General features: G+C 68.7%; 17 protein-coding genes. 9 read left to right on the top strand and 8 right to left on the bottom strand.

Features of this window, described 5'->3' with window-relative positions:
- Positions 1-109: 109 nt before the first annotated feature.
- Positions 110-2,986: an SCO1167/SCO6262 family helicase gene (locus EV644_RS28950; RefSeq protein ID WP_132192124.1), complete on the top strand. Its 2,877-nt coding sequence runs from the start codon at positions 110-112 to the stop codon at positions 2,984-2,986.
- Positions 2,983-4,272, top strand: coding sequence for an SWIM zinc finger family protein (locus tag EV644_RS28955; protein ID WP_132192125.1), 1,290 nt, complete (start codon positions 2,983-2,985; stop codon positions 4,270-4,272). The genes EV644_RS28950 and EV644_RS28955 overlap by 4 nt, the downstream gene beginning before the upstream one ends.
- A gap of 10 nt (positions 4,273-4,282) precedes the next feature.
- On the opposite strand, the gene EV644_RS28960 is transcribed toward EV644_RS28955, so the two are convergent.
- Complete coding sequence (locus EV644_RS28960) at positions 4,283-5,176, bottom strand: RNA polymerase sigma-70 factor (RefSeq protein WP_199240038.1); 894 nt, start codon at positions 5,174-5,176, stop codon at positions 4,283-4,285.
- A 232-nt stretch (positions 5,177-5,408) separates the two neighbouring features.
- Between EV644_RS28960 and EV644_RS28965 the strand changes: the two genes are divergently transcribed.
- Positions 5,409-5,894, top strand: a complete 486-nt coding sequence (locus EV644_RS28965; RefSeq protein ID WP_132192127.1) for a carboxymuconolactone decarboxylase family protein — start codon at positions 5,409-5,411, stop codon at positions 5,892-5,894.
- 92 nt (positions 5,895-5,986) lie between these two features.
- The gene (locus EV644_RS28970) at positions 5,987-6,424 is read left to right on the top strand and encodes an SRPBCC family protein (protein WP_132192128.1); all 438 of its coding nucleotides are present in this window, start codon (positions 5,987-5,989) and stop codon (positions 6,422-6,424) included.
- A 99-nt stretch (positions 6,425-6,523) separates the two neighbouring features.
- On the opposite strand, the gene EV644_RS28975 is transcribed toward EV644_RS28970, so the two are convergent.
- The 6 genes from EV644_RS28975 to EV644_RS29000 all read right to left on the bottom strand — a co-directional run bounded on the left by EV644_RS28975 (position 6,524) and on the right by EV644_RS29000 (position 12,293).
- Positions 6,524-7,084: a hypothetical protein gene (locus tag EV644_RS28975; protein WP_132192129.1), complete on the bottom strand. Its 561-nt coding sequence runs from the start codon at positions 7,082-7,084 to the stop codon at positions 6,524-6,526.
- Positions 7,085-7,865: 781 nt separating this feature from the next.
- A complete protein-coding gene (locus EV644_RS28980) occupies positions 7,866-8,705 on the bottom strand; it encodes a universal stress protein (RefSeq protein WP_158292952.1) in 840 nt (279 codons plus the stop codon).
- Positions 8,702-9,658 (bottom strand): universal stress protein, encoded by a 957-nt coding sequence (locus tag EV644_RS28985; protein WP_132192131.1) that lies wholly within the window; start codon positions 9,656-9,658, stop codon positions 8,702-8,704. The genes EV644_RS28980 and EV644_RS28985 overlap by 4 nt, the downstream gene beginning before the upstream one ends.
- A 127-nt stretch (positions 9,659-9,785) precedes the next feature.
- Positions 9,786-11,216, bottom strand: coding sequence for a dihydrolipoyl dehydrogenase family protein (locus EV644_RS28990; protein ID WP_132192132.1), 1,431 nt, complete (start codon positions 11,214-11,216; stop codon positions 9,786-9,788).
- Between the two features lie 32 nt (positions 11,217-11,248).
- On the bottom strand, positions 11,249-11,515 hold the full coding sequence (locus EV644_RS28995; RefSeq protein WP_132192133.1) for a hypothetical protein: 267 nt from the start codon (positions 11,513-11,515) through the stop codon (positions 11,249-11,251).
- 112 nt (positions 11,516-11,627) lie between these two features.
- Positions 11,628-12,293 carry a nucleotidyltransferase domain-containing protein gene (locus EV644_RS29000; RefSeq protein ID WP_132192134.1) on the bottom strand — a complete coding sequence of 222 codons (666 nt, stop codon included), beginning with the start codon at positions 12,291-12,293 and terminating at the stop codon, positions 11,628-11,630.
- 327 nt (positions 12,294-12,620) lie between these two features.
- On the opposite strand from EV644_RS29000, the gene EV644_RS29005 reads away from it, so the two are divergent.
- On the top strand, positions 12,621-13,307 hold the full coding sequence (locus EV644_RS29005) for a methyltransferase domain-containing protein (protein WP_241998943.1): 687 nt from the start codon (positions 12,621-12,623) through the stop codon (positions 13,305-13,307).
- Here the strand turns inward: EV644_RS29005 and EV644_RS29010 are convergent.
- The gene (locus EV644_RS29010; RefSeq protein ID WP_132192136.1) at positions 13,299-14,045 is read right to left on the bottom strand and encodes a DUF4386 domain-containing protein; all 747 of its coding nucleotides are present in this window, start codon (positions 14,043-14,045) and stop codon (positions 13,299-13,301) included. The genes EV644_RS29005 and EV644_RS29010 overlap by 9 nt on opposite strands.
- Before the next feature lie 108 nt (positions 14,046-14,153).
- On the opposite strand from EV644_RS29010, the gene EV644_RS29015 reads away from it, so the two are divergent.
- The 4 genes from EV644_RS29015 to EV644_RS29030 all read left to right on the top strand — a co-directional run bounded on the left by EV644_RS29015 (position 14,154) and on the right by EV644_RS29030 (position 17,356).
- Positions 14,154-14,810: a TetR/AcrR family transcriptional regulator gene (locus tag EV644_RS29015; protein WP_132192137.1), complete on the top strand. Its 657-nt coding sequence runs from the start codon at positions 14,154-14,156 to the stop codon at positions 14,808-14,810.
- Positions 14,811-14,937: 127 nt separating this feature from the next.
- Positions 14,938-15,501, top strand: coding sequence for an HdeD family acid-resistance protein (locus EV644_RS29020; protein ID WP_132192138.1), 564 nt, complete (start codon positions 14,938-14,940; stop codon positions 15,499-15,501).
- Between the two features lie 97 nt (positions 15,502-15,598).
- The gene (locus EV644_RS29025) at positions 15,599-15,979 is read left to right on the top strand and encodes an SHOCT domain-containing protein (protein WP_132192139.1); all 381 of its coding nucleotides are present in this window, start codon (positions 15,599-15,601) and stop codon (positions 15,977-15,979) included.
- Positions 15,980-16,006: 27 nt separating this feature from the next.
- Entirely contained in the window at positions 16,007-17,356 is a 1,350-nt protein-coding gene (locus EV644_RS29030) for a hypothetical protein (RefSeq protein ID WP_132192140.1), read from the top strand.
- Positions 17,357-17,386: the final 30 nt, after the last annotated feature.

Genomic DNA, 17,386 nt, shown 5'->3' on the forward strand with positions numbered 1-17,386 from the left:
AGAGCAGTTCGCGGGGCCGCTCGTGCGAGTCCAGGGTCGGTGGTTCAGGTCTCGGAGTCGTTCGAGCCGGTCTCGGGCTCGTAAAACCAAGGTGGATTCACGGAGGGGTGTGGAGTTGGTAGCGACGGTGCACACGGGGGCGCTGGCCGGTCTGGCAGCGGTGTTCGTTCCAGCGGATCCTCCGCGGGATGGCCGGATGGCCTTCTGGGATCCAGCTGGGGGTGAGCTACCACTCGGGGTCGGCGAGCAGACATCCCGCGACCTGGTCGTCAACGGCCCCGACGGCGTGGATCTCCAGTCGGTCCGGATGATCGAGCTGCCCGTCGATGAAGCTGTCCCGATCCTCGGCCGGGCCCGGACAGCCCCGCAGTCCCACCCCGCCGCGGCCTTCTGGGGCGCAGCCTCCCTGATAGCCCTCCAGTTGGTGGCCCGCGGCCGGCTGCTTCCCGGCGTCTCCCCCGCCGGCCACGACGCCTGGCGAGTCGGCCCGCTGGACACCCCGGACATCGAGCGAATCCTCACCCTCGCCGAATCAATCCCCCCAGAAGCCCGAGCCCTACCTCTCCCCCACCCACCAACCAATGGCGTGGGAGCGTCGGGCGGTGGGTCGGCCAGCCCGGGCAACGGCTCGGCAACCTCGACCGACAGCGTGTGGTTGCCGGTGGGTGAGGAGTTGGTGCGGGGGTTTCTGGATGCGGTGGCTGATGGGATGCCTCGGTCGCCGGCGGCTGCCAAGGCTCATGGGACACCTCTCTTCACGGCGAAGGCACCTCAGCAGGCTTCGCGGTTGCGGTCGTGGGCCGACGAGGTCTCAGCCGGGCTCGACACCGGCGTACGGATCTCGCTGCGCGTCGAGTCGTTCGAGGTGGCCGAGTCACTCGGGTTCCGCGTTGTCGTGCAGTTGCACAGCCTGAACGACCCGACCCTGGTGCGAGATGCCGCCGAGGTCTGGGCGGAGGATGTCAGCGGCTTCGGTCCGAGGGCCCGGATCGACGCGACTCTGGCGATCCGTCGAGCCGCCCGGGTCTGGTCGCCGCTGGCCCGCCTGCTCGATTCCGCAGTACCGGACGGAATGGAGCTTTCCGACGAGGAGGTTGCCGGGCTGCTGGTGACCGGCGCGCAGCGGTTGACTGCTGCCGGAGTCGACCTGCACTGGCCGCGCAGCCTCGGCCGCGAATTGACCGCGCGAGCCGCGATCACCTCCGCCGAAGGACCGCCTTCGGACATGCCCAGGTTCTTCGGCGGTGGCGCGACCCTGGACTTCAGCTGGCAGGTTGCCCTGGGCAATGACCCGCTGACCGAGGCCGAGATGGACAAGCTGGCCGAGGCGACCAGACCGGTGGTTCGGCTGCGGGACCAGTGGATGCTGATCGATCCCGAGCTGGCCCGCAAGGCCCGCGAGCGGGTACTCAAACCGGTGACGGCGATCGACGCCCTGAGTGCCGCGCTCACCGGCACGGCCGAGCTCGACGGCCGGCAGATCACGGTCACGCCGACCCGCTGGCTCGACGATCTCCGCGCGAAGATCGCGGACCCGGACCGTTCGGACGAGCTGGTCGAAGCGCCTGCCGCCTTGCAGGGCACCCTGCGCGACTACCAGTTGCGCGGTCTCCAGTGGCTGGTTCGGATGACCTCGCTCGGCCTCGGCGGTTGCCTCGCCGACGACATGGGTCTCGGCAAGACGATCACGCTCATCTCGTTACACCTTCATCGCCAACAGTCTGTCCAGACGTCCGGACCGACCTTGGTCGTCTGTCCGGCTTCCCTACTGGGGAACTGGGAGCGCGAGGTCCAGCGGTTCGCGCCCGGTACTGCGGTGCGCCGGTTCCACGGTTCCGGGCGCTCCCTCGAAGGGGCCGATACCGGGTTCGTCCTGACGACGTACGGGACTCTGCGGAGGGACGCGGCCAGGCTCGCCGAACACCGTTGGGCGCTGCTGGTCGCCGATGAGGCGCAGCACGTGAAGAACCCGACGTCCGGCACGGCGAAGGCGCTTCGCGCGGTGCCGGCGCACGCGCGGGTCGCGTTGACCGGCACACCCGTCGAGAACAACCTGTCCGAGCTCTGGGCGATCCTCGACTGGACGACGCCGGGGCTGCTCGGGCGGCTCGGGACGTTCCGCAGCCGCTGGGCCACGCCGATCGAGGCGGACAAGGACGAGGAGCTCGCCGAGCGGCTCGCGAAGCTGGTCCGGCCGTTCCTGCTGCGTCGCAAGAAGTCCGACCCGGGCATCGCGCCGGAGCTTCCGCCCAAGACGGAGACGGACCAGGCGGTGTCACTCACCCGGGAGCAGGCCGTGCTCTACGAGGCGACCGTCAGGGAACTGCTCGACGCCGTGGCGGCCAGCGACCAGATGGCGCGCCGAGGGCTGATCGTGAAACTGCTGACCGGGCTGAAGCAGATCTGCAACCACCCGGTGCAGTACCTCAAGGAGCCCGACGGCGCGCGCCTCGCCGGGCGATCCGGCAAGCTCGAACTCCTCGACGAACTGCTCGCCACGATCGTCGCCGAGGACGGGGCGGTGCTCGTCTTCACGCAGTACGTCGCGATGGCGCGGCTGCTCGAGCGGCATCTCGCCGACCGCGGCATCGGCACCCAGTTGCTGCACGGCGGGACACCGGTCCGCAAGCGGGAGGAGATGGTCGAGCGGTTCCAGGCCGGGGAGGTTCCGGTGTTCCTGCTGTCGCTGAAGGCGGCCGGGACCGGGCTCAACCTGACCCGCGCGGACCACGTAGTGCACTACGACCGCTGGTGGAACCCGGCCGTCGAGGACCAGGCGACGGACCGGGCGTACCGGATCGGCCAGACCCGGCCGGTGCAGGTGCACCGATTGATTGCCGAGGGCACCATCGAGGACCGGATCGCCGCGATGCTCAGCAGCAAACGCGAACTCGCTGACGCGGTCCTCACCGCGGGCGAGCCAGCCCTCACCGAACTCACCGACAGCGAACTGGCCGATCTGGTCGAGCTGCGAGGTGCCCGATGAGTGGCGAGGAGGCCCGCGGGTTCCCGGCGTTCCCCGCGTCGGCCGGGCGCCGCAGTACGCGCGGGAAGTCGTGGTGGGGACGCGCGTGGGTGCAGGCGCTGGAAGACACCTCGCTCGACTCCGACCAGCTGCGGAAGGGCCGCCGTACCGCGAACTCGGGGCAGGTCGGCACCATCACCATCAGCCCCGGGCGGATCGCCGCGACGGTCTACTCGCCGGACGACACGCACGACGCGGTGGTTCTCGTCGATCAGCTGAGCGACGACGACTGGCGGCTGTTCCTCGACCAGGTCGCCGCCCGGGCCGGTCATATCGCGGCGCTTCTCGACGGCGAGATGCCGCATGACCTGGTGGAGGCGGCCGCCGATGCCGGAGTGCCGTTGCTGCCGGGCATCGGCGACCTCGATCCTTCGTGCACCTGCGACAGCTGGGAACTCCCCTGCCAACACGCAGCCGGCCTCAGCTACCAAACTGGCTGGCTCCTGGACGAAGACCCGTTTGTCCTGCTGCTGATCCGCGGCCGGTCACGTGACGCTCTGCTCGAGGACCTCCAGCACCGCGCTGGTGCGGGCGGCGCATCAGCCTCGGTCGGCGGCATGGCGTCGACCGCCAGCGGGTCGGGCTCCCGCTGCAGGGGGGTGTTGGCTGCTGCGGTGTTCGAGCAGGTGCCTGGTGCGTTGCCTGAGGTGCGGGTGGTTCCGGGGAAGGTCGCGCTGGATGATCTGGTCGTCAGCGGGACAGAGCCGGTGCCTGGGCTGCAGTCGGCGCTTCTGCCACTGCTGGTGCTCGACGCCGCTCGCCGAGCTCGGGCTCAGCTCAGTGCGTTGCTGTCGGGTGCTCCTGATCCGTGGGTGCTCGAGGAGTGGCAGGACGCCGTTCGCCTCGCCGCCGACTATCCCGTGCTGGCCGACCGCCTCGCCTCGGCTACTGGGAAGACCGTCGACCTCGCGCGCGGAGTACAGGCGTGGTCGTACGGCGGAGCGCCGGGGCTCGACGTGCTCGAACACACGTGGGACCCAGATCCAGGCGATCTGGCGAGGGCCCGCACCGAGCTCCTGGCGGCCGCGGACGAGGAACTCGAGATCACCACCGAGCACAATCGGCTGACGACCTCGGGCGCCGTCGTCTGCCAGGTCCGCCTGGATCGGATCGGTCGCTGGCACCCGTACCGCCTGGTCGACAACACCTGGACGCCAGCGGCTCCCGCGGACCGAGACCCGACCGCCGCCCTCGCAGTATCGGAGCCGCTTGCTGAGGACGTGTCCGAGAACGCGAGGGACAACTGACAGGACGCGCTCAGCGGCGCAGGGAGGTCTCCTTCTCCATGTGCGACAGCTTCTCGGGATTGCGCACGGCATAGAGCCCAGTGATCAGGCCGTCGTCGATGCGTAGGGCTGTGACCGTGTCGATCTCGCCGTTGAGCCGGAGGATCAGCGCGGGGTGGCCGTTGACCTGGGCGAGCTGTAGCGACGCCTCGGCCAACCGGGGCAGCCCGACGGCCATCACCCGGGCCACCTTGTCGGCTCCCACGATGGGCGACACGGCGGCCTGAACGAGTCCGCCACCATCGCCCAGGAGCACGACATCCGGCGCGAGGATGTCGAACAGGCGTTGCAGGTCACCCGTTTCGACCGCCCACTGGAACGCCGCGAGGGCTTCTCGGGTCTCGGCCGCGGAAACGGCTCCGCGGGGTCGGCGGTCCGCTACGTGTGCCCGGGCTCGGTGTGCGATCTGGCGGACCGCGGCCGGGCTCTTGTCGACGGCTTCCGCGATCTCGTCGTAGGCCAGCGCGAACACCTCGCGCAGAACGAACACCGCCCGCTCGGTCGGCGCGAGTGTCTCCAGCACGAGCAGCATCGCCATCGAGACGCTGTCGGCCAGCTCGACGTCCTCGGCCACGTCGGGCGTGGTGAGCAGCGGCTCGGGCAACCAGGGGCCGACGTACGACTCCTTGCGGCGGCCGAGCGTTCGCAGCCGGAGCAGCGCCTGGCGGGTAGTGATCCGGACCAGGTAGGCACGCTGAGCCTGCACGGTGTCGAGATCGACCCCGGCCCACCGCAGCCAGGTCTCCTGGAGGACGTCCTCCGCGTCGACGGCGGAACCGAGCATCTCGTAGGCGACGGTGAACAGCAGGCTGCGGTGGGCAAGGAATGCCTCGGTCGCGGGGTCCGGGCGGTCGTCCTCGCTCATGCTTCCCCCGCGATCCTCGGGCGCGGTCTGCGACGTGCCGGCAAGGGGTGGCTCCTCTTCACTCTCGACTGTGGCACCCATCAGACACCGGTCGCGGCCGTTTTGTGACACATCGGGACAGACACCTGTTGGTGGCGCACGTCACGTGGCCCGCGGTGTCACAAGGATCGGGTCGCCGGCATCTCGTGTTCGTTCAGTGCCATTGCACAACACCACGAGTGAGGACGACGTCATGAGCGCTCGATTCAACCTGATGGACAACGAGATCGCCGCCAAGTTCGGCCAGCGGTTCGCCAACGCCAGCCTGGTGATCACTCAATCCACGCTGCCCAAGGCCACCCAGGAACTGGTGAGTCTGCGCGCCAGCCAGATCAACGGCTGCGGTTTCTGCGTCGACATGCACACCAAGGAGGCCGCGGCCGCCGGTGAGCCCCCGGTCCGGGTCAACATGGTCGCCGCCTGGCGCGAGGCCACCGTGTTCACCGACGCGGAGCGGGCCGCGCTCGCGCTCGCCGAGGAGGCCACCCGGCTCGCCGACACCCACCAGGGCGTGTCCGACGAGACCTGGGCCCAGGTGCGCAAGCACTACGACGACGACCAGATCGCCGCACTGGTCGGCCTGATCGCCCTGATCAACGCCGCCAACCGGATGAACGTGATCGTCCGCAACCCGGCGGGTTCCTACGAGCCCGGCATGTTCGCCGCCCTGACGGGCTGACGGACCGCCGACTCGCGGCCGGCCCAGGATCACCCCGATCCGGGGCCGGCGCCGGGCGTCGACGGTGCGTGGGGATTGGGTACTGGGTGGGGATGAGCGAGAACGAGTGTTTGGTGCGGGCCTCGGTGGCGGACGTGTTCGCGGTACTGGGTGACGGGTGGAGCTATGCGGCGTGGGTGGTCGGCGCCTCGCGGATTCGGGACGTGGATGCGGGGTGGCCAGAAGCTGGGCGGAGCATTCACCACTCAGTCGGCGCCTGGCCGCTGCTGCTCAACGACACGACGACCGTGCAGGAGTACGAACCGCTGCGGTTGCTTCGGCTGAAGGTGCGCGCCTGGCCGACCGGCGAGGGTCAGGTGGAGTTCGAGGCCACGGATCGGGCCGGCCAGTGTCACCTGGTGATGCGGGAGAAGGCCCTCAACGGCCCGGCCGCCCTCATCCCCGAGGCGGTCGCCGACCCGATCCTGCACGCACGCAACGACGAGACCCTCCGCCGCCTGGCCCTGCTGGCCGAGGGCCGTCGCCACTGATTTCCCGCACGAGCCTGAGACCAACTCGGTCGAAACCAACGACAGCGGCCGGATGTCCGGCCGCTGTCGGTGCTCACTGCTGTCGGTGGGTCGCTGCTGTTATCGCAGCCACGGGTAGCGGCGGACGATGTCGAGGTTGTTCCAGCGGTCCGCCAGGCCCCAGGTGCGGCCGGCGGCGAGCAGGGCGAGTGTCACCAGGGTGATGGCGCCGATGATGTGGTCGTCGATCAGCGGGTTGGTCGTCGGCGGCAGAGCGGCGCTCCACATCATCAGGTACAGAACGGTTCCCGCGACGGCCGTGAGCCGCAGCGCGACACCGAGGATCAGGGCGAGACCGATCCCGGCCAGGCCGATCATGAACAGCGGCGAGACCCAGAAGTCACCCGCCAGTGAGTGGTAGAACCCGGCGAACGGGCCTTCGGCCCCCTTGAGGAATCCGGCGGTGGGATTGCCGCCGTCGAGCCAGCCCTTGCCGGACTTGGTGGCGAAGCCGAGTCCGAAGACCTTGTCGACGAAGGCCCACAGGAAGGTGAATCCGTACGCGATCCGTAGTACTGCGACCGCGCGGCCGGCGGCGACGCCGAGGTTCGGCGCGGTGCCGGTGGCTGCCGAGGTCCCGGTGGAGACCGGGCTGCCGTGGCGGTTGGGGGTGAGGGTCATGGTCGCTCCTTCAGATTCGCTAGGACGCCTCGAATACTGCTGCCCGGCAGCCCCCTGGCAGCAGGGCCTGTGGTCACCAGCGAAGGTGCCGAAAGCCCTGTCCAGTCGGGACCGACGCCTACTGCGCAGACCCCCCATGGACGCCCGGACGAACGCGAATCAGCCGGTTGGGGGGGTGGGGTGACTCGGCGCGGTGTTTGATGCCGAGGAGGCATTTGCGCATCATCGGGAAGTCGAAGGGCTCCGCGAGGAGCAGGCTGAACAGGATCTCCGGGTGGGTCCAGCGGTAGTGGCTGCGCACCCTTGTCAGCAGTCTGCTGGAGGACATGCCCACGGGCTCGATGGCCCATAGCCAGGTCGTGTAGCCGTGCTTGTCGGCCCCACAGCAACCAGCGGCCCGGGACGAGACCCGTCACGTACAGGCCTCCCCCACCGGGCCCGAGGGGCACCAGGTCGCCGAGACGGAGATGGTGCAACGACGACACGAGCTTCACCGGACCGTTGCGGCCCACGGTGTCGAGCAGGTCGTAGCTGTACCAGCCGGCCCGGTTGAAGCCGAGCTGGACGATCCACGGCCACACATCGGCTGGTGGTGCGTCGATCGACACCGCTCGCGTCGCCGCGAAGGTGGGCGCGTCCACGATCTCGTCCCCCGGCAGCGTGGCGTCGACCTCGGAGTCCGTGGATCCCCACCGCAGATGCCACGGCCGGTACAGCCGGGTGAACACCGCACCACCCACCGCCAGTCCGCAAGCGACCCCCACTCGGCCCCTGGTGACCGTCATCGGAGTCGCACGATCGCGACCGGGCAGTCCGCCACCGCGAGCACCCGGCGTGCGACCGGGTCGTCGGCCGACGGCGTCCCCGCGTGAGCGCCCACCACCAGCAGACCGACTTCCTGAGCCTTGTGGACCAAGGCCGCCACCACCGGCCGGCCGGTGAGATAGCGGGTCACCTGCACCTGGGGATAGTCCGTCGACCGATCGAGTACGGCGGCGTCGAACTCCGCCCGTCGCGCCCGGGCTCCGCTCGGGGACGAGTGCCGTGGAGCAGCATGAACCGCAACCAGGTTGCCGCCGCGGTCGGCCGCCGCCCAGAAGGCGTACTCGACCGCGGCCGAGGACAGCGACGTACCGTCGATCCCGACAGCGACGTCCCGTACGGCGGGGGCCAGCTTCCACGAGCCTGGTACGACGACCACTGGGCAAGTGCTCCGCCGGGCGAGGAGAAGGTTGCCCTTGGCAATGAGCAGGCGCTCCGATCCACGATCCCGGGGGCGTCTGACCACCAGCAGGCGGGCATCGCGGGCCGCCTCGGACAGCACCTCCACCCGCGTCCCCTCTCTGCAGACGACCGCCGGCTTCAGGGCACGGCCGACCTGCCGGCGTACGTGGGCCACGGCGATTCGAAGGAACTCCGCGGTCCGCTCCGCCGGCGGCCAAGGTTGCCGTGCCGAGTCCGCCGGGAGGTGCGGATCGTGGACCGGACGCGATGCCACCAGCACCAACTCCGCGCCACCCCGGATCGCCTCCGTGCACGCGTAGTCGAGCACTCGCAGTCCTTCAGCGGATCCGTCGACCTCGACGACCACCGCTCCCGACCCGACCCGCGTGCGCGTCACAAGGTCTGCTCCTGCGACTCCGGACGGTGGACAACCGCGACCGGACAGACCGCATGCTGCAGCACTCCCCGGGCGACCGAGCCGAGTACCAGGATGGACAACCGGGGACGATGACGTCCGCCGAGTACGACGAGCTGGGCCTGAACCCCCTGAGCCGCTTCCAGCACACCGTCCACCGGGTGAGCACGCCGGACGTCGAGGTGGATGTCGAGCTCGGGGTACTTGCGGCGCCATCGATCGACGAGCGGCTCGAAGTGCCCCTGCACAGCCTCCGCCCAGTCATCTCCCTGGGTGGCGTCAATGGCGGGGTCCCAGCCGTAGACGGCGGGCATGTCCCAGACGTGCACGAGCCGCAGCGGCACGCTGCGTTCGACGGCAGCCTCCACCGCGAACTCGATCGCGGGGTCGTTCTCGCCCGAGTCGTCCAGAGCGACGATCACCGGGCTGCGGCTCGGCGCAGCCGGCCAGCCGGCCGGGACCACGACCACCGGCGCGTCGCCGAGGTTCGCGGCCGCCTCCGAGGTGGATCCGAGCAGCAGCCTCTTGAAGGTCCCGGTGCCACGACGTCCGATCACGAGCATCCGGCTCCCCGAGGCCAGCCGGGTCAGAGTCACCGCCGGTGAACCAGCCACCAGATCGGCGCGGTGGTCGAGGTCGTCCCCGCTGTCCCGCATCCGCTGCCGGACGTCCTCGACCAGGTCCAGTTCCGTCTGCGCGATCTCGGCCGGCTCGTAGTACCGGGTGTGGTGCGTCTGCTCGATGATGTGCACGGCGCGGAGCGGTTCGTTCCGCAGCAGGGACTCCTGCAGCGCCCACTCGAGCGCGCCCGCGGCACGCCAGGATCCATCGATGCCGACGTGGATCACGGGTCGGACGGAAGCCCTTGCCGCCCCGCCGGCAGGTCGCTCCCAGGTGGTTGCGGCGAAATCCGGCCGTTGGGTCGTCGGGGCCACGATTGTTCCTTCCGCTGCGAGGGTGGGCTACCTCCCAACGTGTCCTCGTCAGCCGTCTCCCAGGCAGAGGCCGTGGTCATCTACATAGGTGCCGAAAGACCCCAACTCGCTACCGATACCACCGGCGTCAGGCCGGGCGGCCGTAGGTCTCGAGGAGGCGGAGCCAGATCTCGTTGACCGTGGGATAGGCCGGTACGGCGTGCCAGAGGCGGTCGAGCGGGATCTCGGCGACGACGGCGAAGGTGGCGGCCTGGAGCAACTCGCTGACGTCGGGACCGACGAAGGTAACGCCGAGGATGACCTTGCGCCGCTCGTCGACCACCATTCGCGCAGTACCGCGGTAGCCGTCGGCGCGGACCTTCGCGCCCGAGACCTGGCCGATCTCGTAGTCGACGACGCGGATGTCGTAGCCGGCCTCGCGCGCGGCCGCCGAGGTGAGGCCGACCGACGCGATCTCTGGCTCGGCGAAGGTGACCTGCGGAACGGCCTGGTGGTCGGCGGTCGCCACGTGCGTGCCCCACGGAGCATCCGAGACAGGCGCACCCTTCGCGCGGGCAGCGATGACGTCACCGGCGGCGCGTGCCTGGTTGTTACCCTGGTGGGTGAGCAGCGCGCGGTTGTTGACGTCGCCGGTCGCGTACAGCCAGTCGAAGCCGCGGACGAGCATGGTGTCGTCGGTCTCCAGCCAGGAGCCGGGCTCGAGTCCGATCGCTTCGAGGCCGACGTCACCGGTTCGCGGCGTACGGCCGGTCGCGACCAGCACCTGTTCGGCCTCGACCCTGGTTCCGTTGACGAGTTCGAGGACGACACCGTCCGGGGTGCGGGTGACCTGGTTCGTCTTGGTGTCCAGCAGGACTGTGGCACGCTGCTCCCGGAGCGCCTCGGCCACCCGTTCACCGGCGAAGGGCTCCAGGGTCGTGAGCAACCCGCTCCGCGAGATCACCGTGACCGCCGTACCGAAACCGGCGAACGCGGTCGCCATCTCGACGGCGACGACACCACCGCCGATGATCGCGAGGCTGGCAGGCACCGACTGGGTGCTCGTCGCGTCCCGGCTCGTCCACGGGCCGGCCTCCCGCAGGCCTGGGATGTCCGGGACGAACGCGTCGGAACCGGTCGAGACGACGACCGCGTGGCGTGCAGTGAGCACGGTCGCGCTCCCGTCTGCTGCGGTGACGGTGACCTCCTTCGCGGCGGTGATCCGGCCGTGGCCGCGGACCAGCGAGATACCGGCGCTGTCGAGCCACTCGACCTGACCGTCGTCCTTCCAGTTGCTGGTGAACGAGTTGCGCCGAGCGAGTACGGCCTGGACGTCGAGCTCACCGGTCACCGCCTCGGCGGCGCCGGGGACAGCCCGCGCGGCGCGGAGTACCTGAGCGGAGCGGAGCAGGGCCTTGGACGGCATACACGCCCAGTAGGAGCACTCACCGCCGACGAGTTCGCCCTCCACGATGACGACTGTCAGCCCGCCCTGGACGGCACGGTCGGCGACGTTCTCCCCGACCGCACCGGCACCCAGCACGATGACGTCGTACTCGCTGTCCGTACCCGACTCCATACCCGACTCCTCGCTCCCGCTTGTCTCAGTGCTCATCCTCGTCCGGTCAGCGACCGGGAGACGACTTCGTGAATGGTCCAGCCGTTGCCGTCCGGGTCGCTGAAGGACGCGAAAGAACCGTAGCTGGCACGCTCGGAGTGCAGGCCGGAAACGCGGTTCGCCTCGCCGGAGTGGTGGAAGACGCCATCGGCGTCGTGCCAGATCTCGCTGACCTCCGCGCCGCGGGCCAGCAGTTCCTCCTTGTTCCCTCGGTGGTACGGCCACCGTAGGAACGCCGGTACCACCCTCGCGCCCGTCACATGACGCCATCCCTGTACGTCACCCACCCCTCTGGACGTCGCTCACCCCCGGGCGGCTCACCAGACGGCCAGGTCGAGCCTGCTGACGAGCAGCGCCGCGCGAAGTGTTCGACTACGAGAACTCGCGTAAGTAGGCGAGAGCTGTCACCTCGGCATCAGTACGCCGCTCGACGTCGCCGCGCAGCTCCTGGTACAGCCGGACCGTTGCCCACAACGCCGGAGGCAGTCGGCGCGGTCCGGCATGGCCACGGTCTCGCGCAGCGCCGGGACGCGCTCGGGCGCGATCTGCTCGATCCGTCGGACGCCCGAGGGCTTGGCCACCTTGTCGCTGATCACCAACGGCGCCAGCGCCGAGCCGCGCATCGTGGCCAGCGCGTCCACGGCCTCGAAGCCCCACCTTCGCGGCGAACTCCGGCGCCTCGGCGAGTATCGCCTGGTGATCGGCGTCCGTCGGCGACACCAGGACCAGGTCGAGATCGGAGTATTCGTCCGCGGTACCGGTCACCACCGAGCCGCCTTGCTCGACGTGTAGTTCGAGCAGGTCGGCCGTGTGTTCCGCGCCGTCCTCGTCTTCCCGGAGCGGACTCAGGGCCTTCGGATACGAAGGCATCACCGCACGACGCTCGCTGTAGGCACACCTCAGCCGCCGTGACAGATCGGTGATCCCGAGGTCACCCGCCGCGAACCGGGCGCACCGCCCGTCCTCCCCCATCACGACGCCCTCAGCCTGCACGAACAGCAGATACCGCTCAGCCACAGCCCCGAACACTGTCCGCATCCGCCTGGTCTATGGAAGCCTCCGCCCTCCCGCAACCGACTTGTCCGATCATCGTGCGCCCACAGCCGGTATCACGCTGCTTGCCGAGAGCAACAAATTTTGCCCTTGTGCTGAACCGATTGCGAACAGCCGGTGCCAGACAGCGACTACATCGCCAGACGCCTCGCCTGCGCCGTACTGTGGGTTGCGGTACGCGCGAGGGGGCTTGCGCGTCCGACGATCTGCTGCCTGCAGATCGCACGAGGGGCTTGCGGGGGCGATGAGATGTCGTTGGCGACACATGCACGCAATGGAGTCAACCGAGCACTGCGACCACTCGGGGTGCAGGTGACCCACGGCAGGAGCACGGACCCGGCGATCCAGCCGTTCCTGTCGGCGCGGCGGACGATCGCAGGCGCCAACCGGGCCGGACTTCCGCTCGGCGAGTACATCGATCGCTACAGCGCCGAGCCCGGGTCGACCGCAGTGGCGGTGGAGGCCATGCTGCGGCTGTGCGACTTCGGTGATCAGGTCAGCCGGATCTGCGAGATCGGTCCCGGATCGGGACGGTACGCCGAGCCTGTCATCGCCGCGCTGCATCCTGACGCCTACGAGATCTACGAGACCGCGCCCGACTGGATCCGCTACCTCCAGTCGCTGCCGAATCTGGTCACGCGGCCGGCCGACGGGCACACGCTGGCGGCCACCGGCTCGGAGACCATCGACCTGGTGCATTCCCACAAACTGTTCACCTACGTGCCCTTCGTGACGACCGTCGGTTATCTCGAGGAGATGGCGAGAGTCGTCCGCCCCGGCGGAATCGTCGCCTTCGACATCATCACCGAGGACTGCATGGACGAACAGGCGACGCGGACCTGGGTCAGCGAGAACGCCGCCATCTACATGGTGACGCCCCGCGCCTGGACCATCGACCTGCTCGCCGACCGGGGCCTGACGCTCCTCGGCCAGCACTTCGAACCCCTGAGCGGCGGCAGGACCGAGCTACTCGTCTTCCGCAAGCAGCCTTCAAGTTGACCGAACGCTCACCCACCGGCCGCGGATCACCAGCCATAACGCCAGCAGGAGTTCGCCGAGGAAGGTGAAGGAGGAGACGTCGGTCCATGAGTCCTGGACCGCGATGGCCCCGAAGGTGTCGATGACGTAGCCGAGACCGGCGATGGCGAGCAGGACGCCCAGGACTCTGGGGGCATACCCGGATCGGAAGGCCAGGTAGCCGACGGTCAACAGGTGAAGACCGAACAATCCCAGCGCCAAGGCCCAGACGTCGTTGAAGGCGTTGATCTCCGAGAGAACCTGCGCGTGCACCTGATCCGGGCTGAACGCCGAGGGACCAGCCTCACCGTCGAGTAGCCGGAGTACTGCGAGAAGGTGGCCGACAGCAACCAGATAGATGCCTGAGTAGACCAGCCTGAATGCCATCGCCAGCAACGAGACGCCCTTGTTCACCGGGCTGAACACCCGGTAGAGCGCGCAGGCGATCACCACGTCGAGTGCGATCACCAGGAACAGGCTGGCGATACCGGCCCTGAACAAGCCCTCGGACGCCGTGATGTCGGCGGCTGTCAGCGCCGCATCCCCCTGTGTGACTAGTCCGCCAGTGGCGAAGAAGACGCCGAACGGCGCCAGCGCGGCCATCACCAGGATCCCCACGCCCGCTGTGATGGCTGCTCCGCGAAGCGACCGGCTGCCAGCCGCGGGTGGCGTGACGGGAGTCGTCGGCTGCGTCGGCGGTGGAACGGTGTCGTTGGTCATCGGGATCCCCTCCAGAGGACGCGCTGGCCGCAGCCGGGCGCCGGATTTCGTACTTAGTACGGCCAAGGTATAGTACTAAGTACGAAACCACCAGGGGTCAGGAGTCACATGCCAGAACCAGCCGGCCGTCGTCCTCGCCTGAGCCGCGAGCGGGTACTGCGTGCCGCCATCGAAGTCGCCGACAGGGGCGGCATCGCGTCGCTGACGATGCGTTCACTCGCCGAGGCCCTCGGCGCGAAGCCCATGTCGGTCTACTACTACGTCGCGACCAAGGAAGAGATCCTCGACGGCATCGTCGACCTCGTCTTCACCGACATCGACCTACCGTCGGTAGGCGGCGAGTGGCGCGCCGAGATCCACCGGCGGGCGGTTTCGGCCCGCGAGGTGCTGAGGAAGCATCCCTGGGCGATCGGGTTGCTCGAGACCCGCACCACGCCCGGGCCGGCAACGCTGAGACACCACGACGCGGTTCTCGGCACGCTTCTCCACGGAGGCTTCTCACTCGCGATGACCGCCCACGCCTACGCCCTGATCGACAGCTACACCTACGGGTTCGCGCTGCAGGAGGCCGCTCTGCCCTTCCAGGATCCGGAGTCAGGGGCCGAGGTCGCCGGTCCGATCATGGACCAGATCGCCGCCGGTGAGTACCCGCACCTGACCGAGATGTCGACGAAGTACTACCTCCAGCCGGGCTACGACTTCGGCGACGAGTTCGAACTCGGGCTCGACCTGATCCTCGACGGCCTGGCGGCCTCGCTGCGGTGATCTTGCCCAGAGCAACGAGACTGCCGGCCTCGAGGGAAATGGGTCTGCCCGTTGTCTGCGGCACCGAATCGGAGAACTATGAGGGGTGACGTGCGTCTTGTTGCGTGGAGGCCTGGGAGGTCGTGCCATGGATCGCGAGTTGTTCGCCGAGAGTTGGAAAATGCTGGTGGTTCGCGGGGTGATCGGGATCGTCTTCGGGCTGCTGGCGATCATCTGGCCGCTCGAGACCGCGATAGCACTGATGGTGCTGTTCGGATTCTGGGCCCTGATAGACGGCATCAGTTCGCTGATCGAGGCGTTCCGGTCGGAGACGCAGGGAAGCCGGCTCGGTCTGGCGGTGATGGGTGTCATCGCGATCATCGTGGGGCTCTTCGCGATCTTCAGCCCCTCGGTGGCGGCCAACACCCTGACCTTGATCTTCGGCATCTATCTGATCATCCGCGCGGTGTTCGAGGTCTTCGCCGCCTTCAGCAGCTACCGGCTCACCCCTCGTTGGCTCCTCCTGCTCGGTGCCGCGCTCTCGCTCCTGCTGGGCATCTTCTTCGTCGCCAACCCCGGCCGCGGCACCGTCGGGATCGCGGTCTGGCTCGGCCTGATCGCGCTGTGCTGGGGTCTCGTCTTCGTGGCGATGGGCCTGATCGTGCGCCGTGGGCACGTCAACCCATCCCCCGCGACCCCGGCGACCGCCTGAAATCCGGCCAAGATCATCCGGTAGAGGGGAGGCCGTTCGCCGTCCGAAGCGCCAGTGTTGATCCGACGCGTTCAGCGCTCGCAGAGAGGACGTTGCAATGTCATTCTGGGATGTTGTCTGGTTCATCATCATCGCCTTCGCCTTCACCGCCTACCTGATGATGCTGTTCTCGATCATCGCGGACCTCTTCCGCGACCCCGATATGTCAGGCGTGAAGAAGGCGCTCTGGCTCATCGGCCTGCTCTTCGTGCCGCTGCTCGTCGCCCTCATCTACGTCATCGTGCACGGCAACGACATGGCGCGCAGGACCGCCACCAGCCACTTCGCCGCCCAGCAGCAGCAGGAGGAGTACATCAAGCAGGTGGCCGCCAAGACGAGTCCCACCGACCAGATCGCGCAGGCCAGCGCGATGCTCGACAAGGGCACCATCTCGCAGTCGGAGTTCGACACGCTCAAGGCGAAGGCTCTCGCGGTCTGACCTGTTCACCCGAGAGGAGATCCGGCGATGACGGACGAAGACGAGGTACGGCGGCTGCGCGAACGGGTCGCGCAACTCGAACTCGCGCTGGCAGCAGGTCCACGGCCGCCGACGCCGGAATCTCCTCAGCCCAGGGAACGCCGGGTGATCTGGCGTACCGTCGCGTCCGCCATCCTGATCACGCTGGCCTGCCTGCTCGCACCTCTGTCGGCGACGGCCGTCTGGGCCAGCAGGCAGGTCAGCGACACCGACCAGTACCTCAAGACCGTCGCCCCGCTGGCGGACGACCCGTCCGTTCAGACCACCATCTCCGACGCGGTCACCAACGAGATCCTCGCCGCCATCGACATCCAGGGCATCACCGACGAGGCGCTCAACGCGATCTCCCAGCAGGGCCTGCCGCCGAGAGTGGCGGCCAACCTGCAGGCGCTGAGCGGACCGCTCGTCAGCGGGGTGCAGAGCTTCATCCGCGACCAGGTCGCCAATTTCGTCGCGAGTCCCGAGTTCGCCGCCGTGTGGGAACAGGCGAACCAGACCGCGCACTCGGAACTGGTCAACCTGCTGGAAGGCAACCAGGGCGGCGCGCTCAGCGCCCAGAACGACACGGTGACGCTGAACCTCGCCCCGATCATCGCTCAGGTGAAGGAACGGCTGGTGGCGCGCGGCTTCGGCGTGGCCGAGAACATCCCGGTCGTGAACAAGTCGATCGTCCTGGTGCAGTCGGACGGAGTGACGAAGGCACAAGGTATCTACCGCCTGCTCAACACGCTCGGCGTCTGGCTGCCGATCATCTCCCTGCTCCTGTTCGCCGCCGGGGTGTACGTCGCCCGCAACCATCGCCGCGCCCTGTTGATCGGCGCGCTGGGGTTCGCCGGCTCGATGCTTGCGCTGGGGGTCGGCCTGGCCCTCGGCCGGGCGCTCTACCTGAACGCGTTGCCCTCCGAGGTGATCTCCCGCGAGACCGGCGGCGTCATCTTCGACACCATCGTGCGCTACCTGCGCTACAGCCTGCGAGCTGTCGGGGTGCTCGCGCTGATCGTCGCCTTCGCGGCCTTCTTCACCGGGCCGTCCGTCTCCGCCGTCAAGACTCGCGCAGGGCTCACGAGGGGCATCGGGGCCCTGCGCGGCAACGCCGAATCGGCCGGGCTGAACACCGGCCGGTTCGGCGCCTGGACCTTCGCCCACAAGCGCATGCTGCTGATCGCCAGCATCATCGGCGGCGCCCTCGTGCTGACGTTCTGGTCACAGCCAACGGTTTCCGTCGTCGTGGTCATCGCCTTGATCGTCCTGTTCCTGATCGCGGTGATCGAGTTCCTGGGGCGTCCACCAGCGGCAGCCCCCGTTGCCGGCGGAACTGGTCCCAGCGCTCCTGCTTGAGCCGGACACACCACCAGTCACCCTGGCCTG

The sequence above is a fragment of the Kribbella orskensis genome (genome assembly GCF_004342085.1).
Lineage (GTDB): Bacteria > Actinomycetota > Actinomycetes > Propionibacteriales > Kribbellaceae > Kribbella > Kribbella orskensis.